Origin of the sequence: Streptomyces sp. NBC_00464, assembly GCF_036013915.1 — a bacterium.
Lineage (GTDB): Bacteria > Actinomycetota > Actinomycetes > Streptomycetales > Streptomycetaceae > Streptomyces.
Genome location: NZ_CP107899.1, coordinates 7,696,725 through 7,719,444, shown reverse-complemented (window position 1 = coordinate 7,719,444; position 22,720 = coordinate 7,696,725). Strand labels below are relative to the sequence as shown.

The following is a 22,720-nucleotide window of genomic DNA, read 5'->3' as shown; positions in this document are numbered from 1 at the left end:
GGTGGTGTCGCGCACTCTCTAGACTCCATCAGACCGGCTGCCTCCCTGCCGGCACCACCTCGACGACGGACGGAGCGCCGTGGCACGCGCACTGGAGCTGCCCAACTACATCGGCCATCTGATCCGGCGTGCCGAACAGGTGCACACAGCCCTCTGGGCCCAGCACGTGTCCAGGGAGATCACTTCCCAGAAGTTCGCCATCCTCAACGCCCTCAGCCGGGACCCGGGCATCGACCAGCGGACTCTCGCACGCCTCACCTCGCTGGACCGTTCTACCGTCAACCATATGATCCGCCGCCTGACCGACCAGCACTACGTGAGCCAGTTGCGCGACGAGGAAGACCTCAGGCGAACCCTGCTGAGCCTCACCGACGAGGGTGCCGAACTGCTCGACTCCCTGATCGCTCCAGCAGAACGGATCAACGAACTGCTCCTCGGATCACTACCCGCGGGTGAACGGGCACTGGCCGTCGACATCCTCAGCAGACTCGCCTCGCTGGACGAGGAGTCGCTCCGCGACAAGGCATGAGACCTGGACGAGCATCCTTCGGATGCCACCCGTCCCGTGGCCCGACTTCTACCTCCCGCTCGCTGAGGAACAGTGAATGCAGGACTGTCGCACCCCGGTCGAAGAAGGAGTCACACGCCTTTGGCTCACGACCACCCACAATCACAGCCCCACCGAGCCGACCGTCCGCCCGGCAGTGGTCCGAAGAGTGGGCTGACGACCCCGAAGGCACCCACCGCACGTACAGGGCGTGAGAGACGCGGGTCGACAACAGCCGGGCGCTGACCTCCTGGGCGTACTGCCGGGCGCAGTACTCCCGACGCGAGGCCGGCCTCCAGGCGGTCAACCAACGCGCCGGGGCCGCCGCCGCGCAGGTCGCGGCCGACGCCAGCGCCGATCCCCACGCCGTCGCCCTGATTCAGGTACGGCCCAGAGATCCAGACGATGATCCACTGGGCGATGGCTAACAAAATGTCCCTGGAGCTGACGGGAGAATCCGCACCAACCTGGCGAATCGAAATGGACATGCCCTCCCGTGTTCTCCGCGCGAGCGGAGGTGAACCGGCCTTGTCCTGGGTGGCCCACTCGTACGGGGCGTGTGTTCTCCGCGCAAGCGGAGGCCGGTGCGTACCGACTGGAGATCAGCCCAGACATTGTGCCCCCTCACGACAGTCCGAACGCTTCGGATGTCATTCGCCCACCCGCGCCTCCAGGCGGACGGTTACGGTGTCCCCTTCCTCCTTGCCGATCGCCTTACGCACTTCCGCCTTCACCGGCAGTTTGTGGGTACCGTCTCCCAGGGCCATGAACGAACTTTGGAATGGATGGCCGTCGATTGTGCCCCGGACCTTCACCAAGCCGTGAGTGCCGAAGTACTCGGCTGACTCGGGCCACACGACGTAGGTCCAGCCGCCCTTGGCTGGGCTCTTCTGCAGGACTGCGGCGAACTGCTTGTTCATCATGGATACCGCCTGTTCAGGAGCTTTCGATGAGAATAGGGCTGTTGCCGTCCGGGTCACGCAGTGTGTACTCAGATCCGGCGGTGCCGGCGAGTGGTCAGCCGCCCTGGAGGCCACACTCGTCGAGGCCGCCGTGCACGTGAGCTTCGAGCCATTGAGGTGCCGCAAGGCCAACGGCCTCGCCGCGGTTGATGGCTTTCAGTGAGTCCTTGCCTCGTCGCCAGGGCCTCCACCTCAAGAACGGGTTCCGTACCCAGGCGAGGCCCAGGGACTCGACCCTGAGCCTGCGGCTCAGGCCTACGGGCGACCGGGATCGGCGACGGCTCGGGGCCAGGTGGGCCGGGCGCCCTGCCGTTGGCCGCCCGCCGGCATCGGCCTGGCGGCCGTCCGGACCGGCGGACGGGGCGACGTCACGCAGGGACGGCGAGCGGAGGGTGCTCGAGCACGCGGGGCCTGTACTCGACCAGCTGGATGCGGCCGTCGAAGGTGCGGTGCCCGATCATCTCGAGGGCAACGTCCGGATAGCCGTCGTAGATGCGTTCTTCACCCGTGGCCCCCGTGATCACCGGGAACATCACGACCCGGAAGCGGTCGACGAGTCCGGCACGGAGCAGGGACCGGCACAGGCTGAGGCTGCCGATCGTACTGAGAAGCCCCGAGCCGCTCGCCTTCATGGCGCGGACCGCCTCGACAGCGTCGTCGCGGACGAGCGTGGAGTTGGCCCACGTCAGTGGCTCCTTCAGAGAGGAGGAGAACACCACCTTGGAAGCTTGCGTGAGCTCGTCGACGGACGCCTCCTCTTCGGGCCTGAACTCGTCTTGGCCACTCGGGACCTCGCCTGCGGCGAAGCCCGACATCAGGCGGTAGGTGTTCGCTCCCATCAGGTAGGTGACCTTGGGCTGCTCGCCGAGCCACGCGAGGTACTCCGGGCCCTCAAGGCCCCAGAACCCGGGCCACCCCTCTCCCGATGCGTAGCCGTCGAGGGAGGTGATGAAGTCGACAAGAAGCTCCGACATGGCAGTGTCCTTTCCCGAGGTCTCACAAGCTTGGACCGGCCGGGAGCCACAAACTCATCGGCCACGCTGTGGAACAACGAGAGTCCTTCTTCAGCCGCCCGAAACCGGCCCTCGCAGTCTCCATTCCGAGGACGCCACCCGCTCGTCCCCGGGATGGGTCCATACCTGCGGCAGCGTCGGCGCCACCGTCCTCACAGCCCCCTTCGAGACTGAGACACGCACCTCACGGATCTGCAGCAAGGACGCGTCCAAACGGAAGCTTCAGCCGTCCGCTCCACACCGAATTGCCAGACTGCAACGCAGCGTAGTCAGCACCAAGTCAGCACGGGAGTCAGCACCGCCCTTGCGAAACATACCGAACAACGCAACTCGGACAACCCTCTCCCGCCCACCCCCGAAGCGGAAACGGGCTCGCGCCCCCTCCCCGTAGCGCCGGCCCGCACACCGGCAACCCGAACTATGGTGTCCCGCCACATACGCCCCTGACCTGGCCCTTCCTACGGTGTGGCGACACGTCCCCGTCCCCGCCGACCGTCCCGGAAGTGGTACCCACCCATGGCCACCCCAGCAACCGCTCCCCCACCCGCCTCCAACCTCCGCCGCATCGTCGCCGCCAGCCTCATCGGCACCACCATCGAGTGGTACGACTTCTTTCTGTACGGATCAGCGGCCGCCCTGGTCTTCAACAAGCTGTTCTTCCCCGATTCCGAGCCGCTCGTCGGAACCCTCCTGTCCTTCCTCACCTACGCCGTCGGCTTCGCCGCCCGGCCGATCGGAGCGCTGGTCTTCGGGCACTACGGTGACCGGCTCGGGCGGAAAAAGCTGCTGGTGCTCAGCCTGTTGATGATGGGCGGGGCCACGTTCGCGATCGGGCTGCTGCCGACGCACGCCACCGTCGGCGTCGCCGCTCCGATCCTGCTCACCGTGCTCCGGCTGGTGCAGGGCTTCGCCCTCGGCGGCGAGTGGGGCGGGGCCGTGCTGCTGGTGTCGGAGCACGGGGACGCGAAGCGCCGGGGGTTCTGGGCCTCGTGGCCGCAGACCGGTGCGCCGGCCGGGCAGTTGCTCGCCACCGGGGTGCTCTCCGCGCTCACCGCCCTCATGTCGGACTCGACGTTCGAGGCCTGGGGCTGGCGCATCCCCTTCCTGCTCTCCGGAGTGCTGGTGATCGTCGGTTTGTGGATTCGTCTGTCTGTCGATGAATCGCCGTTGTTCAAAGCCGCGCTGGCACAGGCCGAGGAGCGCAGAGCCGCCACCGGGGCGGCGGAGAAGCTGCCGGTCGTGGCCGTGCTGCGGCACCACTGGCGCGATGTGCTGATCGCCATGGGCGCCCGGATGGCGGAGAACATCAGCTACTACGTCATCACGGCGTTCATCCTCGTCTACGCGACGACAGCGGCCGACCTGAGCAAGCAGACGGCACTCAACGCGGTCCTCATCGCGTCGGCGATCCACTTCGCCGTCATCCCGCTGTGGGGCGCGCTGTCCGACCGCTTCGGGCGCAGGCCGGTCTACCTGGTCGGCGCGGTCGGGGTGGGGCTCTGGATGTTCCCGTTCTTCGCGCTCATCGACAGCCGGAGCTTCTGGAGCCTGCTGCTTGCCGTGACGGTCGGGCTGTTCTTCCACGGGGCGATGTACGCGCCGCAAGCGGCCTTCTTCTCGGAGCTGTTCGCGACCCGGATGCGGTACTCGGGTGCGTCGATCGGCGCCCAGTTCTCGTCCGTCGCGGCCGGTGCCCCGGCGCCGCTCATCGCCACCGCGCTGCTCGCCGACTACGACAGCTCGACACCGATCGCGCTGTACGTGATCGCTGCCGCGCTCATCACCGTGCTGGCCGTGGTCTGCGCCAAGGAGACCCGGCACCGGGACCTGGCTGATGTCGAGCCGGATGCCGGGCAGGACACGTCAGCGAAGCCGTCCGCCGATGCCGTGCGCAGCGGTACGTAGCGTCTGAACCGCAGCGGTTCCGGGGCCGGGTGGCCGTGCGAGGCCACCCGGCCCCCTGTCACATCTGCGGGTCGGTGGCCTCGAACCAGGTGGGGCCCTCGGTCATCGACTGCTTGATCCGGAAGAGGGCGAACTCCTGCAGGGGCGGCAGCGCGTCGACGTGGAACCAGTCCACTTCCAGCGACTCGTCGTCGTTGACCCGGGCCGTACCGCCGGTGGCGCGGCAGCGGAAGGTGACGTCCAGGTACTGGCAGCGGTCGCCGTTCTCGTACTGCACGGGAGGCAGGGCCTGGGTGAGCACCACCCGCTCCGCCACGCAACGCACGGCCGTCTCCTCGTACACCTCGCGCTCCGCGGTCGCCGCGGGCTGCTCCCCCGGCTCGGAGATGCCACCGATGATCGACCAGTTACCGGTGTCGGAGCGTCGCCCGAGCAGCACTCTGCCTTCGTCGTCGAAGACGACGGCGCTGACGCCGGGCAGCAGGAGCAATTGTTGACCCGCGGTGGCGCGGATCTCGCGGATGAAGTCAGGAATGGCCATGCCACGACCCTACGTGGCGCGCGGACCCGCTCAACGGGCACGTCGCGCGCGCACCGCCCGCGCCGTCACCCAGCCGAGACCGATCACCGCGAGCAGGGCCAGCAGGCCCTCGGGGAGCGGGCCCATCCTGGTCGCCGGAGTCAGCGAGGAGCGCAGCGGCACCTCGTCCACCAGGGCGTCCGGCGTGAACATCTTCGTCTTCTGGACCACGGTGCCGTCCGGGCGGATCACCGCACTGACACCGCTGGTGACCGGGACGACCACGGAACGGCTGTGCTCGACCGCGCGCACCCGGGACATGGCGAGCTGCTGATAGGTCATCTCGCTGCGGCCGAAGGTGGCGTTGTTGCTGGGGACGGCGATCAGCTGGGCGCCGTGCTCGACCGTGTCGCGTACGGCGTCGTCGAACGCGGCCTCGTAGCAGGTGACCAGGCCGACCTGGGTGCCCGCCAGGTCGAAGACGCCCACCTTCTTGCCCGGCCCGAAGTCGCGCTGCACCCGGTCGACGTCCGAACTGAACATGCGCACGAAGGAACGCATCGGCATGTACTCGCCGAACGGCTGGATGTGACGCTTGTCGTAGGTGGCCACCGGGCCCTTGTCCGGCTCCCACTGGATGAGGGTGTTGCGCAGGTTGCCCGTGTCGGGTTCGACGACCGCGCCGACCACGGTCGGCACACCGATCGCCTTCACGGCGTCGTCGATGACGATCCTGGCGTCGGCGTTGCGGTAGGGGTCGAGGTCGGAGGAGTTCTCGGGCCACAGGACGAAGTCGGGCTGCGGGACCTTGCCCGCCTTCACGTCCCGGGCGAGCTGCTCCGTGCGCTTCGCGTGGTTGTCCAGGACGGCGCGGCGCTGGGAGTTGAAGTCGAGGCCGAGCCGCGGCACGTTGCCCTGGATCGCGGCGACGGTCGCGGTGCCGTCCTCGGCGGAGTCGTCCACCAGCGGCAGGGATGCGAGGGCTGCGGCGACCGGCACCAGGACGGCCGCCGCAGTCGCTGCGGCCGCCAGGCGGGGCAGTTCGCCCGTGGTGCGGTGGATACGGAAGAGGCGGACCGCCTCGAAGAGGCCGAAGCCGCACAGCACCACGGCGAAGGAGAGGAGCGGGGTGCCGCCCAGCGCGGCGAGCGGCAGGAACACACTGTCCGCCTGCCCGAAGGCGATCTTGCCCCAGGGGAAACCGCCGAACGGCACCCTGGCCCGGAGCGCCTCGTCGAGCGTCCAGACCGCGGCCGCCCAGAGCGGCCAGCCGGCGAGCCGGGACACGGCCGAGATGCCGATGCAGCCCACGGCGATGAACAGCGCCTCGGCCGCGGCGAGGGCCAGCCACGGCACCGGGCCGACCTCTTCGCCGGTCCAGTGCAGCAGCGGCAGCATGAAGCCGAGTCCGGCGAGCAGGCCGAGGCCGAACGCCGCACGGAGCCTGCGCTCGAACAGCACCCAGCCGAGCAGGGCGAATCCGGGCAGGACCAGCCACCACAGGGGCCGGGGCGGGAAGCTCGCGTACAGCATCACCCCGGACAGGACGGCGGCGGTGGGCCGTGCGAGGCGCGGCAGCAGACGGCCGGCTCGGGGGGCGGAGACAGGCTTCTGCGGGTCGCCGACCTGGGCGATGGTGGTGCTCACCCGGCGGAGTCTACGGTGACGGGCTATGTGGCGGGGAGCCCTGTCCCGGTGGCGGAATCCGTACCGCCGGATCGTTTCTTCGCATCTCCTGCACATATGACCGCCACGGCCGTTAATCTGTGCGCCAGTCCCCCGCCGACCGGGCCGGATCCGGCCCTCGCGATCGGGACGGTCACAGGCCGGGGGACGGACGTGATGGCTGCACCAGCAGAGCGGGGGCCCGAGGACGGCAACGCCTCCGACATCGCCGGGGCACTGATTCTGGCCGCCTGTGCGATCTGGTCGCTGATCAGCGCGGCCGGACGTGAGACCCGCCCGGAAGGGGTACTGCTCGCGCTGCTCGCCGTTGCGGCGGGTTTCGCCTGCGGGCGGATCTGCGGAACGCTGCTGCCGGTGGCCACCGCGGCCGTCGCCGCCTTGGCCGCCCTCGGCATGGCGCTGGTCTGGCGTCATGGCATGCCCGGTGCCACGGCCACCGTGGACACCGCTCCGGGACACACCGGTGCGGGCGCCGCGCTGCTGGTCCTGGCGGCCGGCGCTGCCTGCTGCGCGGCGGCCGCGGCCCGGCGGGAGTCGCTGCGGTTCGCCCTGCGGCTGCTGGCTCTCGGCACGGCCTGTGCCTCGCTCGGGCTCGGCTCCGTCACCGGGTTCGCGGCGGCGCTCGGAGTGCTGCTGTGCTCCCTGGCGGCGGTCAGGACGCGCCGTCGGCTGCTCGCTCTCGCCGGTCTGGCGCTGGCCGCGGGTCTGATGGCCGGCCTCTCGTGGGCGGTGGCCCAGGACGTGCTGCCCGGCGGGCTCACGGTCTCCCTGGAGGGCCGGCTCACCAGCTACCGGGTGCAGCTGTGGCAGGACGCGGCGCGGCTGGCCGGGCAGCACCCGTGGCTCGGTATCGGCCCCGACCGCTTCGCCGACCTGAGCCCCACCGCGCAGCAGACCCTCGGTTCGGACGGGAAGCCGCACTCGGCGGCGCTGCAGCAGGCGGCCGAGCAGGGGGTGGTCGGTGTGGTGCTGCTGGCGGCCGCGTTCGGCTGGCTTCTGTACGTCCTGTGGCGCTCGCCGCGCAGCACTGCGGTGGCCCTGACCGCCGGCGCCGCGCTCACGGCACTGGCGGCGCTGGCGAGTGTCGGCAACGCGCTGAGTTTCACGCCGGTGACGGCGGGGGCGGGACTGCTGGCCGGGCTGGCTTCGGCCAGGCGGCCGATCGGAGCGGGCGGCCCCGCGGGCGCCACCGGTACGGAGCGGTTGCCGCGCGGCGGGGACGGCGTGCCCGGGTCCGATCCGCAGGCGGACCGCGCGGAGCGGTGAGACGAGCCGGGAACCCGCATGACGGCACGCATGGCGCCGGCACCGATCCGGCGCCGGAATCCGCACGGGCCGCCGCGCCCCGAAGGTCAGGCGCCCGCCGGTGCGCCGGTGGGCGGCAGATGCAGGCGGTCGCGGATGAACCGGACGCCCTCTTCCGCGTCGTCGACCGTGACCGTGAAGGTCCTGCCGTCGCCGAGCCTGAGCACCAGCCCCTCGCCCCGGCGCACGACCACGGCCGTGCCCTTCTCGGGGCGCCAGCGGTAGCCCCAGCCGCCCCACTGGCGCGGGGTGACCTGCGGTGCGAACTCCGCGCCCACCACATGGGTGAGCAGAATCCGGCGGCGCGGCAGCCCCATGTGGCCACAGCGCACTTCGAGGGCGTCACCGTCGACGCGGACCACCACGTTCACGAAGGCGAGGGTGCCGAACAGCATGAGCAGTCCGGCCGCCACGCAGCCGATCACCGACATCAGCAGCGGGGCGACGCCGGAGGTCCAGGTGGAACTGACGGCGAGCTGGATGCCGAGCGCCAGGCAGGCGGCGCCGGCGGCCGCGAGTACCCATTGGGTCCGGTTGGTGGCCCGGCCGGTCCAGACGGCGGTGTGCGTGTCGGCACCGGTACGCGTCGGATTCTGGGGGTGGTCCCTCATGCCAAGCAGCGTACTGAAGAATCCGCGCGCCGGGACGGGTCCAACGGCCCCCGTCGGGCCGCCGGAGGGTCAGCGGGTGGTGCTGACGGCGGAGAGTCTGCGCCCTTCCCGGTAGGCCAGGGCGGTTTCCGGCAGCTCGGACAGGTGTCCGCCGAGGAGAACGGCGAGTCCGGTGGAGGGTTCGGCCGACGGAGCGGGCTCGGCCCCGATCCGGCGCAGGGCCTGGGCGGCGACGGCGCCGGCGGAGCCGTGCAGGACGACGGGCGGGCGGCCGGGCTGCTGGACGGCAGCGCGGATGCGTTCGGCGACCAGCTCGTAGTGGGTGCAGCCCAGCACGACGGCCTGCACATCGGGCGGAGTGAGCGCGGCGGCGGCGGCCAGGGCCTTCTCGATGCCGGCCTCGTCCGCGTACTGCACGGCGTCGGCCAGTCCGGGGCAGGGCACCTCGGTGACGGCCGCGGAGCCGGCGAAGTCACGGATCAGTCCGCGCTGGTACGGGCTGCCGGTGGTGGCCGGGGTTGCCCAGATCGCGACCGGGCCGCCTGCCGCGGCGGCCGGCTTGATCGCGGGGACGGTGCCGATGACCGGCAGCGCGGGCTCCAGCTCGGCCCGGAGCGCGGCCAGCGCGTGGACGGAGGCCGTGTTGCAGGCGACGATCAGCGCGTCGGGCCGATGGTCCGCGGCGGCACGGGCGACGGCGAGGGCGCGTGCCGTGACGTCTTCGGGCGTCCGGGGCCCCCAGGGCATGCTGCCGGGGTCGGAGGAGAGCACCAGATCGGCGTCCGGCCTCAGCCGGCGTACTGCGGCGGCGGCGGCGAGCAGGCCGATTCCGGAGTCCATGAGCGCGATCTTCACCCAGTCACCATAGTCGACCGCCCTTGCGGTCCCGGCTCAGTGGGGCAGACTTCGGCCAATGAGCGCCGTTGCCTGGATCGCCGTGGGTTCGCTGGTCGTGTGGGTGTGGCTGTTGCTGGGGCAGGGGTTCTTCTGGCGGACCGACCAGCGGCTGCCGGGCCGAGCCGCCCCTGCGCACTGGCCCTCGGTCGCCATCGTCGTGCCGGCGCGCGACGAGGCGGACATGCTCCCGGTGAGCCTGCCGTCGCTGCTGGCGCAGGACTACCCGGGAACCGCCGAGGTCTTCCTGGTCGACGACTGCAGCAAGGACGGCACCGGCGATCTCGCCCGTGAGCTGTCCGTACGGTGCGCGGGGCTGCCCGTCACCGTGGTGTCCCCGGGAGAACCCGAGCCCGGCTGGACGGGCAAGCTCTGGGCGGTTCGGCACGGGATCGCGCTGGCCCGGTCCCGGGATCCCGAGTACCTGCTGCTGACGGACGCCGATATCGCGCACGAACCGGACAGTCTGCGGGAGTTGGTGGCGGCCGCCGACTCGGGCGGCTTCGACCTGGTCTCGCAGATGGCGCGGCTGCGGGTGGAGAGCGTCTGGGAACGGCTGGTCGTGCCGGCCTTCGTCTACTTCTTCTCGCAGCTGTATCCGTTCCGGTGGGTGAACCGGGCGGGGACCCGGACGGCCGCCGCGGCGGGCGGATGCGTGCTGCTGCGGACCGAGGCGGCCGTACGGGCACGGGTGCCGGATTCGATCCGGCAGGCGGTGATCGACGACGTGTCCCTGGCGCGGGCGGTGCAGCGCAGCGGCGGACGGATCTGGCTGGGGCTCGCGGAGCGCGTGGACAGCGTGCGGCCGTATCCGCGCCTGGCGGACCTGTGGCGCATGGTCTCGCGGAGTGCATACGCGCAGTTGCGGCACAGTCCGCTGGTGCTGCTCGGCACGGTGCTCGGGCTCGCACTCATCTACCTGGCGCCGCCCGTGACGCTCGTGGCGGGGCTGCTGGGCGGCGAACCGGCGGCTGCCTGGGCCGGGGGCGCGGCGTGGGCCGTGATGGCCGGGACGTACATGCCGATGCTCGGCTACTACCGGCAGTCGCTGTGGCTCGCTCCGCTGCTGCCGTTCACCGCGATGCTGTATCTGCTGATGACGGTCGATTCCGCGGTGCAGCACTACCGCGGCCGCGGTGCGGCCTGGAAGGGGCGTACGTACGCCCGTCCCGAAGCCGCACCGGATCAGTGACCGCCGTCCGGTCTCACTTGCGCCCGGGGGTCCAGTTCATGCCCCAGCCGTATGCCTGGTCGATGGTGCGCTGCGGGCTCACTCCGCGTTGCGGCACGAGATAGCGGGCTTCGCGCTGCACGGTGAGGTCGTTCCCGTTGGTGGTGATGAGTGCGAGCGCGCAGACCGTCGAGGGGACGGTGCATTCGTCGAGCGAGAAGTCGATCGCCGCGCCGTGCTGTGGCTGGAGGGTGACGGTCGCATGCAGATCGGCGAAACTCCGGGCCCCTTCATAGATGGTGACGAAGATCAGGAGCCGGCGGATCCTGGCCTTCTGGTCGAGGTTGATCGTCAGGTTCTCGCCTGAGGCGACGGCGCCTGTGCGATCGTCGCCGTCGAGCTGGATATAGGGCGGCTGGTGGAGAGCGCCGAAGGCGTTTCCGAGCGCCTGCACCACCCCCTTGCGTCCGTCGGTCAGTTCGTAGAGGGCGCAGAGATCAAGATCGAGATCCGCGTGCTGCGCGACGGCCCTGCCGAGTTTGCTGCCCCACCCCTTGAACTGCTTGCGCACTTCCCAGTTGAGATTGACGCGCATGGCTCCCGAAGTGCCGCCCTGCTTCGCGAGCGAGACGGATGGCGCCTCCTTCGTAAGTGTCACCTTGGTCAGCCGGACGGGCTGAGTGACGGGCGGTGCCGGCGGCGCGGGAGGGACCGGCGGGGCCATCGGGGCGGCAGGCGTCGGCTGGGGGTACTGCGGCGGAGGCGGCGTGGCGGCAACCCTGGTTGCGGGGTGGGGCGGTTGGGGTTGGAGCGGCGAATGCGGCTGGGGCGCCGGCGGGGACTGCTGCGGTTCGTCGACGGAGATCCCGAAGTCCGTGGCGAGCCCCTGGAGCCCTGTGCCGTAGCCCTGGCCGACCGCCCGGAACTTCCAGGAGCCCTGGCGCCGGTAGAGTTCTCCCAGGATGAAGGCGGTCTCGACCGTGGCGTCGGTGCTGTCGAAGCGGGCGAGTTCCGAGCCGTTCGCCGCGTCCGTGATCCGCACATAGAGCCCGGTCACCCGGCCGAACGAACCACCGTCCGCGGAGGCCGCCAGCACCACGCGGTCGACGGCGGGCTCCATCCGGGCGAGGTCGACGGAGAGCGTGTCGGTGGCGGCGCCGGCGGCGGTCCGCTTGCCCTCGTGGCGTACCGCTCCGGATGCGTGGGACGGCTGATTGTAAAAGACGAAGTCCGCGTCGCTGCGTACCTTTCCGGACCCGAGGAGAAGGAGCGCCGAGGCGTCCACGTCCGGGGTTCCGGGGGCGGCGCGCCACCCCAATTCGACGCGCACGGCCTGAGCCGGCACCGGAACATTGGTTCCTTTAAGCATGGTCATGCTCGCCCCCATCGCGAGTCCGGCTGCCGAGACTTTTCCCGGTCAACCTAATGCCCGTCCCGCCGCGCGGCCCACAGTGGTGTCCGTACGGGCCCGTGGACCCGCCGGTAACCCCCCGTGAACTCGCCTTTTACACGATCACAACGCTCCTGGGCGTCCTTTTTTCCCAAGTTCGCTCGCATTGGGGATAGCTGTTCACTCACAACACGTAAAACAACCCTCTTATCGGGCTCCCCAATCAGCACATCGTGGGCTTAACTTAGGTGCCATGACCTCCCCCCGCTCCACCTACGGCGGCGGCTACTACGCCGCACCGTCGTTCCCCGACACTCCGATCTACGACTCCCTGGTCGCGGAGCGGGGCACGCCTCAGATCGCACCGATCCGAGTGCCCGCCGCGTATGACACCGGCAACAGCTACCTGCCGGCCCTGCCGTCGGCCCTGCCGGCTCTGCCCGCGGCACCCTCCCAGCCGAATCCGTCGTACGGCTACCAGCAGCCGATGGCTCAGCAGGGGTACGCGCCGATGCAGCCGGCGCAGCTGCAGCACGCTCCGGCGCCGTACATTCCGCAGCAGCCTTCTGCGGGGCGCGGCGGCTACCAGCCGCAGTCGCCCCAGCAGTACCAGCAGCCACAGCGGCCCGCGCCGGGTACCGGCTACGAGTCGATGCGTCCGGCCTCGCCGCGCCCTGCGCCCGCGCAGTCCCCGTACGAGGACCCGTACAACCGCCCGTACCAGGGCCGGGGCTACTAAACAGCGAGGGGCTGCCGGGGAGTGGCTGGCAGGATGGAGGCATGCCCTCTCCCGAACTGAGTGCCATCCACATCCACCCGGTCAAATCGCTGGCCGCGTGCACGGTCGGCGAGGCCGCCGTCGAGCCATGGGGACTCGACGGCGACCGCCGCTGGATGCTGGTCGACACCACGGGCAAGGTGGTCACGCAGCGTCAGCAGCCCCGTATGGCGCTGATCTCCGCCACCCCCGTGCCGGGTGGCGGAATCATGCTGGCCGCGCCAGGGAGCGCGGCGCTCACCGTGGAGGTCCCCGAGCCGCGGGAGACGATCGGCGTGGTGCTGCACCGCAGTCGGCTCGACGTGGTCGAGGCCGCGTCGAGCGCCCACGCCTGGCTCGGCGACTTCCTCGGCGCGGAGGTCAGGCTGGTCCATCTCGACGCGCCGGACCGGCGCAGGGTCATCGACCCCGCCTACGCACGGCCGGGAGAGACCGTGAGCCTGGCCGACGGTTTCCCTCTGCTGCTCACCACCCTCGCCTCGCTCGACGCGTTGAACTCGCTCATCGCGCAGGGTGACCACCCCGGCGAGGGGCCGCTGCCGATGAACCGCTTCCGGCCCAACGTCGTCGTGGCCGGCACGGCCGCGTGGGCGGAGGACGGCTGGACGCGGCTGTCGATCGGCGACGTGACGTTCCGCGTGGTCAAGCCCAGTGCCCGCTGCGTCATCACCACGACCGACCAGCACACCGCCCGCCGGGGCGCCGAGCCCCTGCGCACGCTCGCCCGGCACCGCCTGTCCGGCAAGGAGCTGCTCTTCGGCCAGAATCTGATCCCGGACACGGCGGGAGTCGTCCGGATCGGGGACCCTGTGCGCATCCTGGGCTGAAACATCCCGGTGAACCGGTAACTCCCTGGGAAGCGGGGCGGGTTGAAGGGGTGAGGTTGCTCTCTCTTCGTCGCTCCGGCGCGCGGACCGCGCCGTATCGGGTTATGACGGATACGGAAGGGGGTGCAGGACTGTGCGAACGTTCACGGGAGTCTGGCGTTGGCGGCACAATCCGCTGCGCCGCGCCACGGACAGGCGCGAGGCGTGGGTGGCTCTGGTGGCGCTTCTTCTGCTCGTGGTGATGGCACCTGCGCTCGGCTGGTACTGCGGATCGCGTACCGACCAGGCACTGCAGGAGTCGGTACGGGCCCAGCAAGCGGACCGTCGGCTCACCACCGCCGTCGTGGTGCGCCGCGTGGCCGACCGGCACCATGTGTCGGACCCCGAGGTCTCCACGGACCGAATGGCGCAGACGACCGTGGTGGCCCGCTGGCATGCCCAGGACGGTACGGCGCGCAGCGCCACGGTGACGACCACCTCCCACGACACCGCGACCGGCGCGCGGGTGCGAATCTGGACCGACCTGGCGGGCAACCCCGCGCTTCGCCCCATGGACGCGCCGACGGCGCACACCCACGCCGCGCTGGCCGGATTCGGCGCGGGAATGCTGGCTGTCCTGCTGATCGAGGGCGGGCGGCGTCTGATCGTATGGCGCATGGTGCAACGGCGGTACGAGCGGCTCGACCGGGCGTGGGCCAAGGCCGGTCCGGACTGGGGCAGGACGGGCACCGGCAGCTGAAGACCTGCTGATCGGGTCAACTCCCGCCCTCCGCGCGCGCTACGGTGGACCGGCCTGCCCGTCACTCCTTCGAGGGGACCCCGGGTGGTCGCTGCCGCGAGGCCGGTGACACGGGCATCACACACGCACGAGGTGGGGGCACAACAGCGCCATGGCACAGGGCACGGTCCAGGTGACGCACACCGGCACATCGCGGTGGCGGCGCCGCACAGGCGAGTACGCCTCCCTCACCGCGGCTCTGGAAGCGGCGGCGGACGGTGACGTGCTCACCGTCGCGCCGGGCACCTACCGGGAGAATCTGGTCATCGCCCGCGCGGTGACGCTGCGCGGGCCCGAGGGTTCCGTCGGTTCCGTGCGGATCGCCCCCGTCGACGGCGTCCCACTTACTCTGCGCGCCTCCGCTGTCGTCCAGGACCTGCATGTGGAGGGCCAGGACTCCGCCGGCCCGGCCCTGCTGGTCGAGGAGGGCGCCCCGGAGATCGCCGGCCTGCGGATCGTGACCCGCTCGGCCGCCGGGATAGAGGTGCGCGGTGCGGCCCGGCCCACTGTGCGCCGCTGCACCGTCGACAATCCGGCCGGGGTCGGCATCGCCGTACTCGACGGTGCGGGCGGGGTGTTCGAGGAGTGCGAGATCGTCTCGGCCGGGCAGTCCGGTGTCTCCGTGCGCGACGGCGCGCACCCCCGCCTCGATCGCTGCCGTATCCATCACGCCTCGGGCGCGGGCCTGTCGGTCACGGGTGAGGGCAGCGGACTGGAGGCGGTCGGCTGCGAGATCTACGAGATCAAGGGCAGCGGGATACAGGTGTCCGCCCGCGCCGCAGCCCATCTCACCGACTGCACGGTGCACCGCACCTCCGCCGACGGCGTCACGCTGGACACCGACGCGGTGCTCACGCTGGCCGACTGCGACATCCACGACATCCCCGAGAACGCGGTGGACCTGCGGTCGCGCGCCGTCCTCACGCTGACCCGCTCGACCGTGCGCCGGTTCGGCCGCAACGGACTCTCGGTCTGGGACCCGGGCACCCGGGTCGACGCCAACCAGTGCGAGATCCACGACAGCACCGGCGACTACCCCGCGGTCTGGGTGAGCGACGGGGCCACCGTGATACTGGATTCGTGCCGCGTCCATGACGTGCCGGACGCTCTCTTCGTCCTCGACCGGGGCTCGCGCGCCGATGTCGTGGACAGCGATCTGTCGCAGGTCCGCAACACGGCGGTTTCGGTCAGCGACGGGGCGACCGCCCAGCTCGACGACTGCCGCATCAGGGAAGCGTCGACCGGCGCCTGGTTCCGCGACCACGGCAGCGGCGGAACCCTGAACAACTGCACCATCGACGCGGTGCAGACCGGAGTGATCGTCACCAAGGGCGCCGATCCGACGATCGAGCGCTGTACCGTCACCTCCCCCGCCGAGGCCGGCTTCTATGTGTCGGCCGAGGGCCGCGGCACCTTCCACAGCTGCCGGGTCACCGGCAGCGAGGGGTACGGCTTCCATGTGATGGACGGCTGCCGTACGACGCTGAAGCGCTGCCGCACCGAGCGGTGCGCCCGTGGCGGTTACGAGTTCGCGGAGGGCGGGGCCCACGGCGACAGCTCGGCCACCGGGCCGGTCGTGGAGGACTGCAGCAGCGACGAGAGCGCTCTGCGTACCGCCACTCCCCCGCCGCCCGCCGTCCTGACGGCCACCCAGTCGACGCCGGGGCTGCTGGGTGCTGTCCCTTCGCCGCGCGCCGTGGAGCCCGTGGCGGCCGAGGTGCCGGCCGAGCCCGCGCGTACGTCCCAAGCGGTGCTCGGCGAGCTGGACGCGCTGGTCGGCCTCGACAGCGTCAAGCGCGAGGTGCGCGCCCTCACCGACATGATCGAGGTGGGCCGCCGGCGTCAGCTCGCCGGTCTGAAGGCGGCTTCGGTCCGCCGCCATCTCGTCTTCACCGGCTCCCCCGGCACCGGCAAGACCACGGTGGCCCGGCTGTACGGCGAGATCCTGGCCTCCCTCGGGGTGCTGGAGCGGGGGCATCTGGTCGAGGTGTCCCGGGTCGACCTGGTCGGCGAGCACATCGGCTCGACCGCCATCCGTACCCAGGAGGCCTTCGACCGGGCACGCGGCGGGGTGCTGTTCGTCGACGAGGCGTATGCCCTGTCACCCGAGGACTCCGGCCGGGACTTCGGCCGGGAGGCGATCGACACGCTGGTGAAACTGATGGAGGACCACCGCGACGCGGTGGTCGTCATCGTCGCCGGGTACACCCATGAGATGGCGCGGTTCCTCACCGTCAACCCCGGTGTGGCGTCCCGCTTCTCCCGGACCATCACCTTCAGCGACTACGAGCCCGGTGAGCTCCTTCGTATCGTCGAGCAGCAGACCGAGGAGCAGGAGTACAGCCTGGCTTCCGGAACCGGGGATGCGCTGCTGAAGTACTTCACCGAGCTTCCCAAGGGGCCCGCCTTCGGTAACGGCCGCACGGCCCGCCAGACCTTCGAGTCGATGGTCGAACGGCATGCGGGCCGGGTCGCCCAGCTTGCCGAGATGAGCACGGACGACCTCACTCTGCTGTTTCCGGAAGACCTTCCGGAACTCCCCTGAGTCCTCTCCCGGACTCGTCCGCCTGATGGGGCAGGACGGGGACGAGCCGGGCCAGGAGCGCGGCGCGCTCCTGGGCGAAGACGGGGTCGGCCTGGTAGTCGGAGTGCCCCAGCACCGGCTCGGGGAGCGGGTGTTCGGGGGTGCGCCCGTAGACCAGCGGATCCTTGAGCGGGCCCCGGTCCACCTCGGGACCGGACTCCTCACCGAGCCGTACCTCGCCGCCGATCGGGTCGGTGGCCCGCCACAGGTTGCGCCAGCAGTGCACCGACCGGTGCAGCCCGTGCAACTGGACGGGCCCGAAGTAGGCCGGGAACCAGCGCCCGTAGAGTCGTTCGATCGGCGAACCGTAGGTGAGCAGGGCGACCCGGCCGCGGGTCCCGGCGGGCAGTTGCCAGACCGCGGAGGCAGCCAGAACGCTGCCCTGGGAGTGGCCCGAGATCACGAGCCGGCCGCGGGTGCGCGCGGTCCAGCCGGACATCCGTGAGGCCAGGTCGGGGACGGCGCGTTCCGCGTAGCAGGGCGGGGCGAAGGGGTGTGCGGCACGCGGCCAGAACGTCCCCACGTCCCAGAGGATGCCGATGGTGCGCCGGGCGGAGGCGTCCCGGTAGGCGCGCCGTCCGCAGGCGACGAACAGCAGGAAGCCGAAGCCGATGAGCCAGGATCCGGTGGACTGCGCCGCCTCGGCCACCGATTCGACGAAGGGGCTGCTGCCGTCCATCGCGAGCCCGGGAACCTGCCCGCTCGCCCACGCCCCGCCGACCGCTGCCGCGCCGAGCAGCAGGGTCGCGCCGGAGACGAGGCCCAGCATGCCGGGTGCGGAGTCGGTGAGTGCGGCTGTGGCCCTGGTCCGGGCGATCTGCTTCGTACGCGCGGGGTCGGGCCGCGCTTCCTCGTACTCCGTGTCGATCAGCGGCTCCAGCCGGCGGGCCACTCGATACGTACGTACGCCGAGCACGAGGCCCGGGACGAGGAGCAGCACCAGCAGCACGGGAATGACGGAGGCCTGCCAGCTGAGGAGCACCGGCGGTCCCTCTATGACGGCGCTGCGTCCCATGCCGGGGCTGCCGGGACCGTCGAGCCAGTCCGCGACGCGCTGGGCCACACCACCGGTCATCACACCGCCGAGCGCACAGGCGAGCATCGCGACGGCGGGGCCCCCGAGTCCGCGCAGCACGGTGCGCGGCTCGGGGCTGCGCCGGTACAGGTTCAGCGACACGACGGCGAGGACGACGACGAGGGCGCCCTGGGCGAGGGTGACGACGCGGAACATGACGTCACCGGGCAGCGTGCCGGCAGAAACCCAGCCGGGGCGCGACCAGGCGGCGTGCATGGCGGCCAGGGCGAGCAGGGCGAGGGCGGTCGCGGGCAGGTACGTGACGACGGCGCGGTCGAGGCGGTTGTCCAGGCGCCGTTCGCTCCGGCCGCGCCGGCAGACCACCCAGACCACGACGAGTGTCCCCGCCACGAGCAGCGCCTCGATCAGCCTCCCGAACACTTCGGGCACCGGCCCGGCGCCGGAACGGTCCTGGCGGGCCGCCGCGCCCGTGACGAAGGCGGTGACGGTGAGGAATCCGGCCGCGGTGTGGGCGGCACGCAGTCGCGCGACGAGCCGGCGTCCGTACCAGAATCCGGGCCGTCCGAGCGCGGGCCGCACCACGGTGGTCTCATCCGTCCCGGGGGCCGGCTGCGGTGTGTCGTCCTCCGGGTCCGCGCCGGTGAGCGGTCGCTGGGACTCGTACGCGCTCCAGGTCCGGTTGGACAGATACCAGAGCAGTACCACCAGCCCGGTCGGGGCCAGGGCGGCAAGGGCCAGGCGGCGGCCCGGCTGGGACCACCAGCCGCCCTGTGCGGCCGAGAGGAACCCCAGCCAGGACCGCTGGTCGGAACAGTCCGGTACGCCCGCACACTGCCAGGCGGTCAGATCGAGCGCGACCTCGCAGACGGCTGCGGTCAGCAGGACCGTGAGACTCAGCGCGATGAGGCGGACGAGCACGCCGTACAGCCGGATCGCCCTGGGGCGGCGCGTGGCGGCCGGGCGCATCCAGTGGGCGAGGTTGATCACCATGAACGGAAGCAGCAGCAGCCACAACGCGCGGGAGCCGTTGCCGGATGTCAGGTTGGACCAGCAGTACGCCTCGGCGATGGGCCGGTCCCGGTAGCGCTCGGGGTGTGACTCCGCGTCGATGTCGCCGGAGCGCCGGTAGATGGCGGCGGTGGCGTCACCGGTGACCCGGACCGTGCGCGGATCGACGAGCATCTCCTGAGGCGTCGCTCCGCCCACGCCGTGGACCAGCAGCTCCAGTGCGGGTCCTTCGCTCTGCGGGGCCTTGGAGGCAGATGGCACGGGGGACTCGCTCTCGAATGTGGAAGCCCGGAGGGGACGCTGCTGATGCCCGGTCACCAGAGTGATGGATGGATCCGGGTGCCCGCACCGCTCTTACGGAATCTCCCCAGTGCGGCGGCCCGCGACACCGCGTGGCAGGATGAGCCGTCGACATGGACTGCCGCACGGCCAGAGGGAAGGACCGGGCACAGCGTTGAGCGAGAATCAGAATCTGCTCGCGGAGCAGCGGCGTGCGCTGATCCTCGACGAGGTGCGCAGGCGCGGCGGGGTCAGGGTCAACGAGCTGACCAGGAAACTCAACGTCTCGGACATGACCGTCCGCCGGGACCTGGATGCGCTGGCCCGCCAGGGTGTCATCGAGAAGGTGCACGGCGGAGCGGTGCCCGTCGTCGAGGCGAGTACGCACGAGCCCGGCTTCGAGGCGAAGTCGGCGCTTGAGCTGACCGCGAAGGAGGACATCGCGCGGGCCGCCGCCGCGATGGCCGTGCCGGGCAGCGCCATCGCGCTCTCTGGCGGTACCACCACCTACGCCCTCGCCCAGCATCTGCTGGACGTACCGGATCTGACGGTGGTGACCAACTCGGTGCGGGTCGCCGATGTGTTCCATGCCGCACAGCGTCCGGGCTCGGCCGGCTCGAGGCCCGGTGCCGCGACGGTGGTACTCACCGGCGGGGTCCGGACGCCGTCCGACTCGCTGGTCGGCCCCGTCGCCGACCGGGCGATCGCCTCGCTCCACTTCGATGTGCTGTTCCTCGGAGTGCACGGGATCTCGGTGGAGGGCGGACTGTCCACGCCGAATCTGGCGGAGGCCGAGACCAATCGCCGCTTCGTCCAGTCCGCGCGGCGTGTGGTGGTGGTCGCGGACCACACCAAGTGGGGCACGGTGGGCCTGAGTTCGTTCGCCACGCTGGAACAGGTACACACGTTCGTCACGGACGCGGGCCTGTCCGGGGGTGCCCGCGAGGAGATCGAGGAGCATCTTCCGGGTCTCGTGGTGGCGGGCCGGAGCACGGACGGCGAGCCGGCGCAGGACTGAGCCGCGGATTCCGCTCGGCTCGCGCCGGGGCTGTGACGTCCTAGGATCGACCTGTGGCCGTCTTCCGGATCGAGCGCTTCACCCCTCTGCCCGCAGCCGAGTCCTGGCGCCGGGTGACGGACTGGGAGCGGCACGCCGCGCATGTGCCGCTGACGACGATCACCGTGCCCACCGGGCTGCCCACGCGTATCGGAACCGTTTTCGTGGCCCGTACCGGAATCGGCCCGCTGGGGTTCGACGATCCGATGGAAGTGGTGCGGTGGTCACCGCCGGCCGGCAGCCGTGCGGGCATGTGCCGGCTGGAGAAGCGCGGCCGGGTGGTGCGGGGCCGGGCCTCGATCGATGTCTATCCCACCCATGCCGGCTCCCATGTGGTGTGGGTGGAGGAGCTGGGCGCCCGACTGCAGCCGCGGTGGGCCGATCCGCTGGTCGCGGGCGCGGGCCGGCGGATCTTCGGCCGGGTGCTGGATTCCATGCTGGACAGGCCGGCACAGCCGTATCGCTGAGGGTCGGGTCCCGGTCTCACACCGGGGCCAGGTCGCACACCGGGGCCCGGTCGACGGTCCGGCCCCTGCGTGTCACGCTTCATGATCCGGGGCCGCCGGGCCCGGCGACATCTGACGGTGCGCCAGCTAAGGTATGCGCGAACCCGTCCGCCGCCGACCGCACGGGAGGTGCGTTCCATGACACGCCAACTCCGCTCCGTAGAACTCGACTTCGTCGAGTCCGCGCCGCTGCGACTGGTCTATGCCGCCGAGGTGTCGGCGCCGCCCGATGCCGTGTACCGCGCCCTGGCCGACGACGTCGAGGGCTGGCCCGGCTGGTTCACACAGGTGAAGGTGGCGCTGCCGCTCGACGGGGGCACGGGCCGCGAGGTGCGGCTGCAGGGCGGGATCACGTTCCGGGAGACGGTCGTCGCCACCGATCCCGGCACGCGGTACGCCTACCGGGCCGACCGGTCCAACGCGCCGGGCCTGAAGGCCCTGTTGGAGGAGTGGCAGCTGAGCCCGGCCGGCTCCGGCACACGGGTGCAGTGGACCTTCGCGGCCGACGGTTCGCCCCTGTTCCGGTTCACGTTGCGGCGGGCGCGGGGGGCGGTGGGCAGGTCGTTCCGGGACGCGGTGGGCAATCTGGACCGGCGGCTCTCGGCGGCCGCCGCCTGAGGGACGTATCGCGCCGGCACGTCCCCCGACAGCGCCACGATCGACAGATCAGGCCGAACCCTCCTTCTGTACCGGCCAGTTGCCGGTGGCCAGGAACTGATCGATGGCCTGGGAGTACGGGGCGATGTCCAGGCCCTGGGCGGCCAGCCAGTCGTCGGAGTAGTACTTGTCGAGGTAACGGTCGCCCGGGTCGCAGATCAGGGTGACGATGCTGCCGGTACGGCCCTGCGAGACCATCTCGGCAACCAGCTTGAAGGCGCTCCACAGCCCGGTGCCGGTTGAGCCGCCCGCCTTCCGTCCGATGGACCGCTCCAGGGCGCGCACGGCCGCGACGCTGGCCGCGTCCGGGACCTTCATCATCCGGTCGATGGCGCCCGGGACGAAGCTCGGCTCCATCCGCGGCCTGCCGATTCCCTCGATGCGGGAGCCGCGGTCGCTGGTGGCGTGGGGGTCGTGGTGCGTCCAGCCGTCGAAGAAGCAGGAGTTCTCCGGGTCGGGTACGCAGATGCGGGTGTCGTGCTGCATGTAGTGCACGTACCGCGCGATGGTCGCCGAGGTGCCGCCCGTGCCCGCTGTGGCGACGATCCAGGCGGGCTCGGGGTACCGCTCCAGCCTGAGCTGCTGGTAGATGGACTCCGCGATGTTGTTGTTGCCCCGCCAGTCCGTGGCCCGCTCGGCGTACGTGAACTGGTCCATGTAGTGGCCGCCGGTCTCCGCGGCGAGACCGGCGGATTCCTCGTAGAGCTTGCGCGAGTCGTCGACGAAGTGGCAGCGGCCACCGTGGAATTCGATGAGCCGGCACTTCTCGGGGCTGGTGGTGCGGGGCATCACGGCGATGAACGGGACACCGATCAGTTTCGCGAAGTACGCCTCCGACACAGCGGTCGAACCGCTCGACGCCTCGATCACGGGCTTGCCGGGACGGATCCAGCCGTTGCAGAGCCCGTAGAGGAACAGCGACCGTGCAAGCCGGTGCTTGAGGCTGCCGGTGGGGTGCGTCGACTCGTCCTTGAGATAGAGGTCGATACCCCAGCTCTCGGGCAGCGGGAATCGCAGCAGATGGGTGTCGGCGGAGCGGTTGGCGTCGGCCTGGACCTTGCGGACGGCCTCCTTGAGCCAGGCGCGGTACGCCAGGTCGGTACGGTCGATGTCGACGGTCGCCACGGCTTCGCCGTGGTGCCTGTGCTCACTCGTGCCCATCAGCGCGCTTCTCCTCCTACGACCGGTCTCGGCGAGCCCCACGAT

The 22,720-nt window shown here is 71.0% G+C and carries 19 protein-coding genes and 1 pseudogene; 11 read left to right on the top strand and 9 right to left on the bottom strand.

The genetic code is table 11. The features are described from left to right. Positions 1-79: 79 nt before the first annotated feature. Positions 80-529 carry a MarR family winged helix-turn-helix transcriptional regulator gene (locus tag OG912_RS34670; RefSeq protein WP_327712761.1) on the top strand — a complete coding sequence of 150 codons (450 nt, stop codon included), beginning with the start codon at positions 80-82 and terminating at the stop codon, positions 527-529. 668 nt (positions 530-1,197) lie between these two features. Here the strand turns inward: OG912_RS34670 and OG912_RS34665 are convergent. Further along, a complete protein-coding gene (locus OG912_RS34665; protein ID WP_443061050.1) occupies positions 1,198-1,470 on the bottom strand; it encodes a DUF1905 domain-containing protein in 273 nt (90 codons plus the stop codon). Positions 1,471-1,877: 407 nt separating this feature from the next. Then, on the bottom strand, positions 1,878-2,483 hold the full coding sequence (locus OG912_RS34660) for a dihydrofolate reductase family protein (protein WP_326734468.1): 606 nt from the start codon (positions 2,481-2,483) through the stop codon (positions 1,878-1,880). A gap of 555 nt (positions 2,484-3,038) precedes the next feature. On the opposite strand from OG912_RS34660, the gene OG912_RS34655 reads away from it, so the two are divergent. Beyond that, the gene (locus OG912_RS34655; protein ID WP_327712760.1) at positions 3,039-4,427 is read left to right on the top strand and encodes an MFS transporter; all 1,389 of its coding nucleotides are present in this window, start codon (positions 3,039-3,041) and stop codon (positions 4,425-4,427) included. Positions 4,428-4,485: 58 nt separating this feature from the next. On the opposite strand, the gene OG912_RS34650 is transcribed toward OG912_RS34655, so the two are convergent. Then, positions 4,486-4,968, bottom strand: a complete 483-nt coding sequence (locus OG912_RS34650; RefSeq protein WP_326734505.1) for an NUDIX hydrolase — start codon at positions 4,966-4,968, stop codon at positions 4,486-4,488. Between the two features lie 30 nt (positions 4,969-4,998). Next, positions 4,999-6,594, bottom strand: coding sequence for an apolipoprotein N-acyltransferase (gene lnt / locus OG912_RS34645; RefSeq protein WP_327712759.1), 1,596 nt, complete (start codon positions 6,592-6,594; stop codon positions 4,999-5,001). 195 nt (positions 6,595-6,789) lie between these two features. On the opposite strand from lnt, the gene OG912_RS34640 reads away from it, so the two are divergent. Further along, positions 6,790-7,899 (top strand): O-antigen ligase family protein, encoded by a 1,110-nt coding sequence (locus OG912_RS34640; protein WP_327712758.1) that lies wholly within the window; start codon positions 6,790-6,792, stop codon positions 7,897-7,899. A gap of 86 nt (positions 7,900-7,985) precedes the next feature. On the opposite strand, the gene OG912_RS34635 is transcribed toward OG912_RS34640, so the two are convergent. Together OG912_RS34635 and OG912_RS34630 are read right to left on the bottom strand one after the other, a co-directional pair. Beyond that, positions 7,986-8,549, bottom strand: coding sequence for a hypothetical protein (locus OG912_RS34635; RefSeq protein ID WP_327712757.1), 564 nt, complete (start codon positions 8,547-8,549; stop codon positions 7,986-7,988). 69 nt (positions 8,550-8,618) lie between these two features. Next, complete coding sequence (locus tag OG912_RS34630) at positions 8,619-9,404, bottom strand: glutamate racemase (RefSeq protein WP_327712756.1); 786 nt, start codon at positions 9,402-9,404, stop codon at positions 8,619-8,621. Between the two features lie 58 nt (positions 9,405-9,462). Here OG912_RS34630 and OG912_RS34625 point away from each other — a divergent pair, with 58 nt between their 5' ends. Continuing rightward, on the top strand, positions 9,463-10,635 hold the full coding sequence (locus tag OG912_RS34625; RefSeq protein ID WP_327712755.1) for a glycosyltransferase: 1,173 nt from the start codon (positions 9,463-9,465) through the stop codon (positions 10,633-10,635). A gap of 13 nt (positions 10,636-10,648) precedes the next feature. Here OG912_RS34625 and OG912_RS34620 read toward each other — a convergent pair whose 3' ends face one another. Then, positions 10,649-12,001, bottom strand: coding sequence for a TerD family protein (locus OG912_RS34620; protein ID WP_327712754.1), 1,353 nt, complete (start codon positions 11,999-12,001; stop codon positions 10,649-10,651). Positions 12,002-12,257: 256 nt separating this feature from the next. Between OG912_RS34620 and OG912_RS34615 the strand changes: the two genes are divergently transcribed. From OG912_RS34615 to OG912_RS34600, 4 genes are all read left to right on the top strand, one after another. Continuing rightward, positions 12,258-12,743 (top strand): DUF6643 family protein, encoded by a 486-nt coding sequence (locus tag OG912_RS34615; protein ID WP_326734512.1) that lies wholly within the window; start codon positions 12,258-12,260, stop codon positions 12,741-12,743. Positions 12,744-12,784: 41 nt separating this feature from the next. Further along, a complete protein-coding gene (locus OG912_RS34610; RefSeq protein ID WP_327712753.1) occupies positions 12,785-13,609 on the top strand; it encodes an MOSC domain-containing protein in 825 nt (274 codons plus the stop codon). 133 nt (positions 13,610-13,742) lie between these two features. Continuing rightward, complete coding sequence (locus OG912_RS34605; RefSeq protein WP_327712752.1) at positions 13,743-14,348, top strand: Rv1733c family protein; 606 nt, start codon at positions 13,743-13,745, stop codon at positions 14,346-14,348. 151 nt (positions 14,349-14,499) lie between these two features. Further along, positions 14,500-16,932 carry a right-handed parallel beta-helix repeat-containing protein gene (locus OG912_RS34600; protein WP_327712751.1) on the top strand — a complete coding sequence of 811 codons (2,433 nt, stop codon included), beginning with the start codon at positions 14,500-14,502 and terminating at the stop codon, positions 16,930-16,932. Here OG912_RS34600 and OG912_RS34595 read toward each other — a convergent pair. Beyond that, positions 16,905-19,189 (bottom strand): annotated as a pseudogene (locus tag OG912_RS34595) (hypothetical protein); the annotation flags it as partial. The gene OG912_RS34600 and the pseudogene OG912_RS34595 overlap by 28 nt on opposite strands. A 280-nt stretch (positions 19,190-19,469) precedes the next feature. Between OG912_RS34595 and OG912_RS34590 the strand changes: the two are divergent. The 3 genes from OG912_RS34590 (at position 19,470) to OG912_RS34580 (ending at position 21,475) form a co-directional block, all read left to right on the top strand. Continuing rightward, positions 19,470-20,312: a DeoR/GlpR family DNA-binding transcription regulator gene (locus tag OG912_RS34590; RefSeq protein ID WP_327712750.1), complete on the top strand. Its 843-nt coding sequence runs from the start codon at positions 19,470-19,472 to the stop codon at positions 20,310-20,312. Between the two features lie 53 nt (positions 20,313-20,365). Further along, positions 20,366-20,818: an SRPBCC family protein gene (locus tag OG912_RS34585; RefSeq protein ID WP_327712749.1), complete on the top strand. Its 453-nt coding sequence runs from the start codon at positions 20,366-20,368 to the stop codon at positions 20,816-20,818. A gap of 177 nt (positions 20,819-20,995) precedes the next feature. Further along, entirely contained in the window at positions 20,996-21,475 is a 480-nt protein-coding gene (locus OG912_RS34580) for an SRPBCC family protein (RefSeq protein ID WP_327712748.1), read from the top strand. A gap of 48 nt (positions 21,476-21,523) precedes the next feature. On the opposite strand, the gene OG912_RS34575 is transcribed toward OG912_RS34580, so the two are convergent. Beyond that, the gene (locus tag OG912_RS34575) at positions 21,524-22,675 is read right to left on the bottom strand and encodes a PLP-dependent cysteine synthase family protein (protein WP_327712747.1); all 1,152 of its coding nucleotides are present in this window, start codon (positions 22,673-22,675) and stop codon (positions 21,524-21,526) included. Positions 22,676-22,720 lie beyond the last annotated feature (45 nt).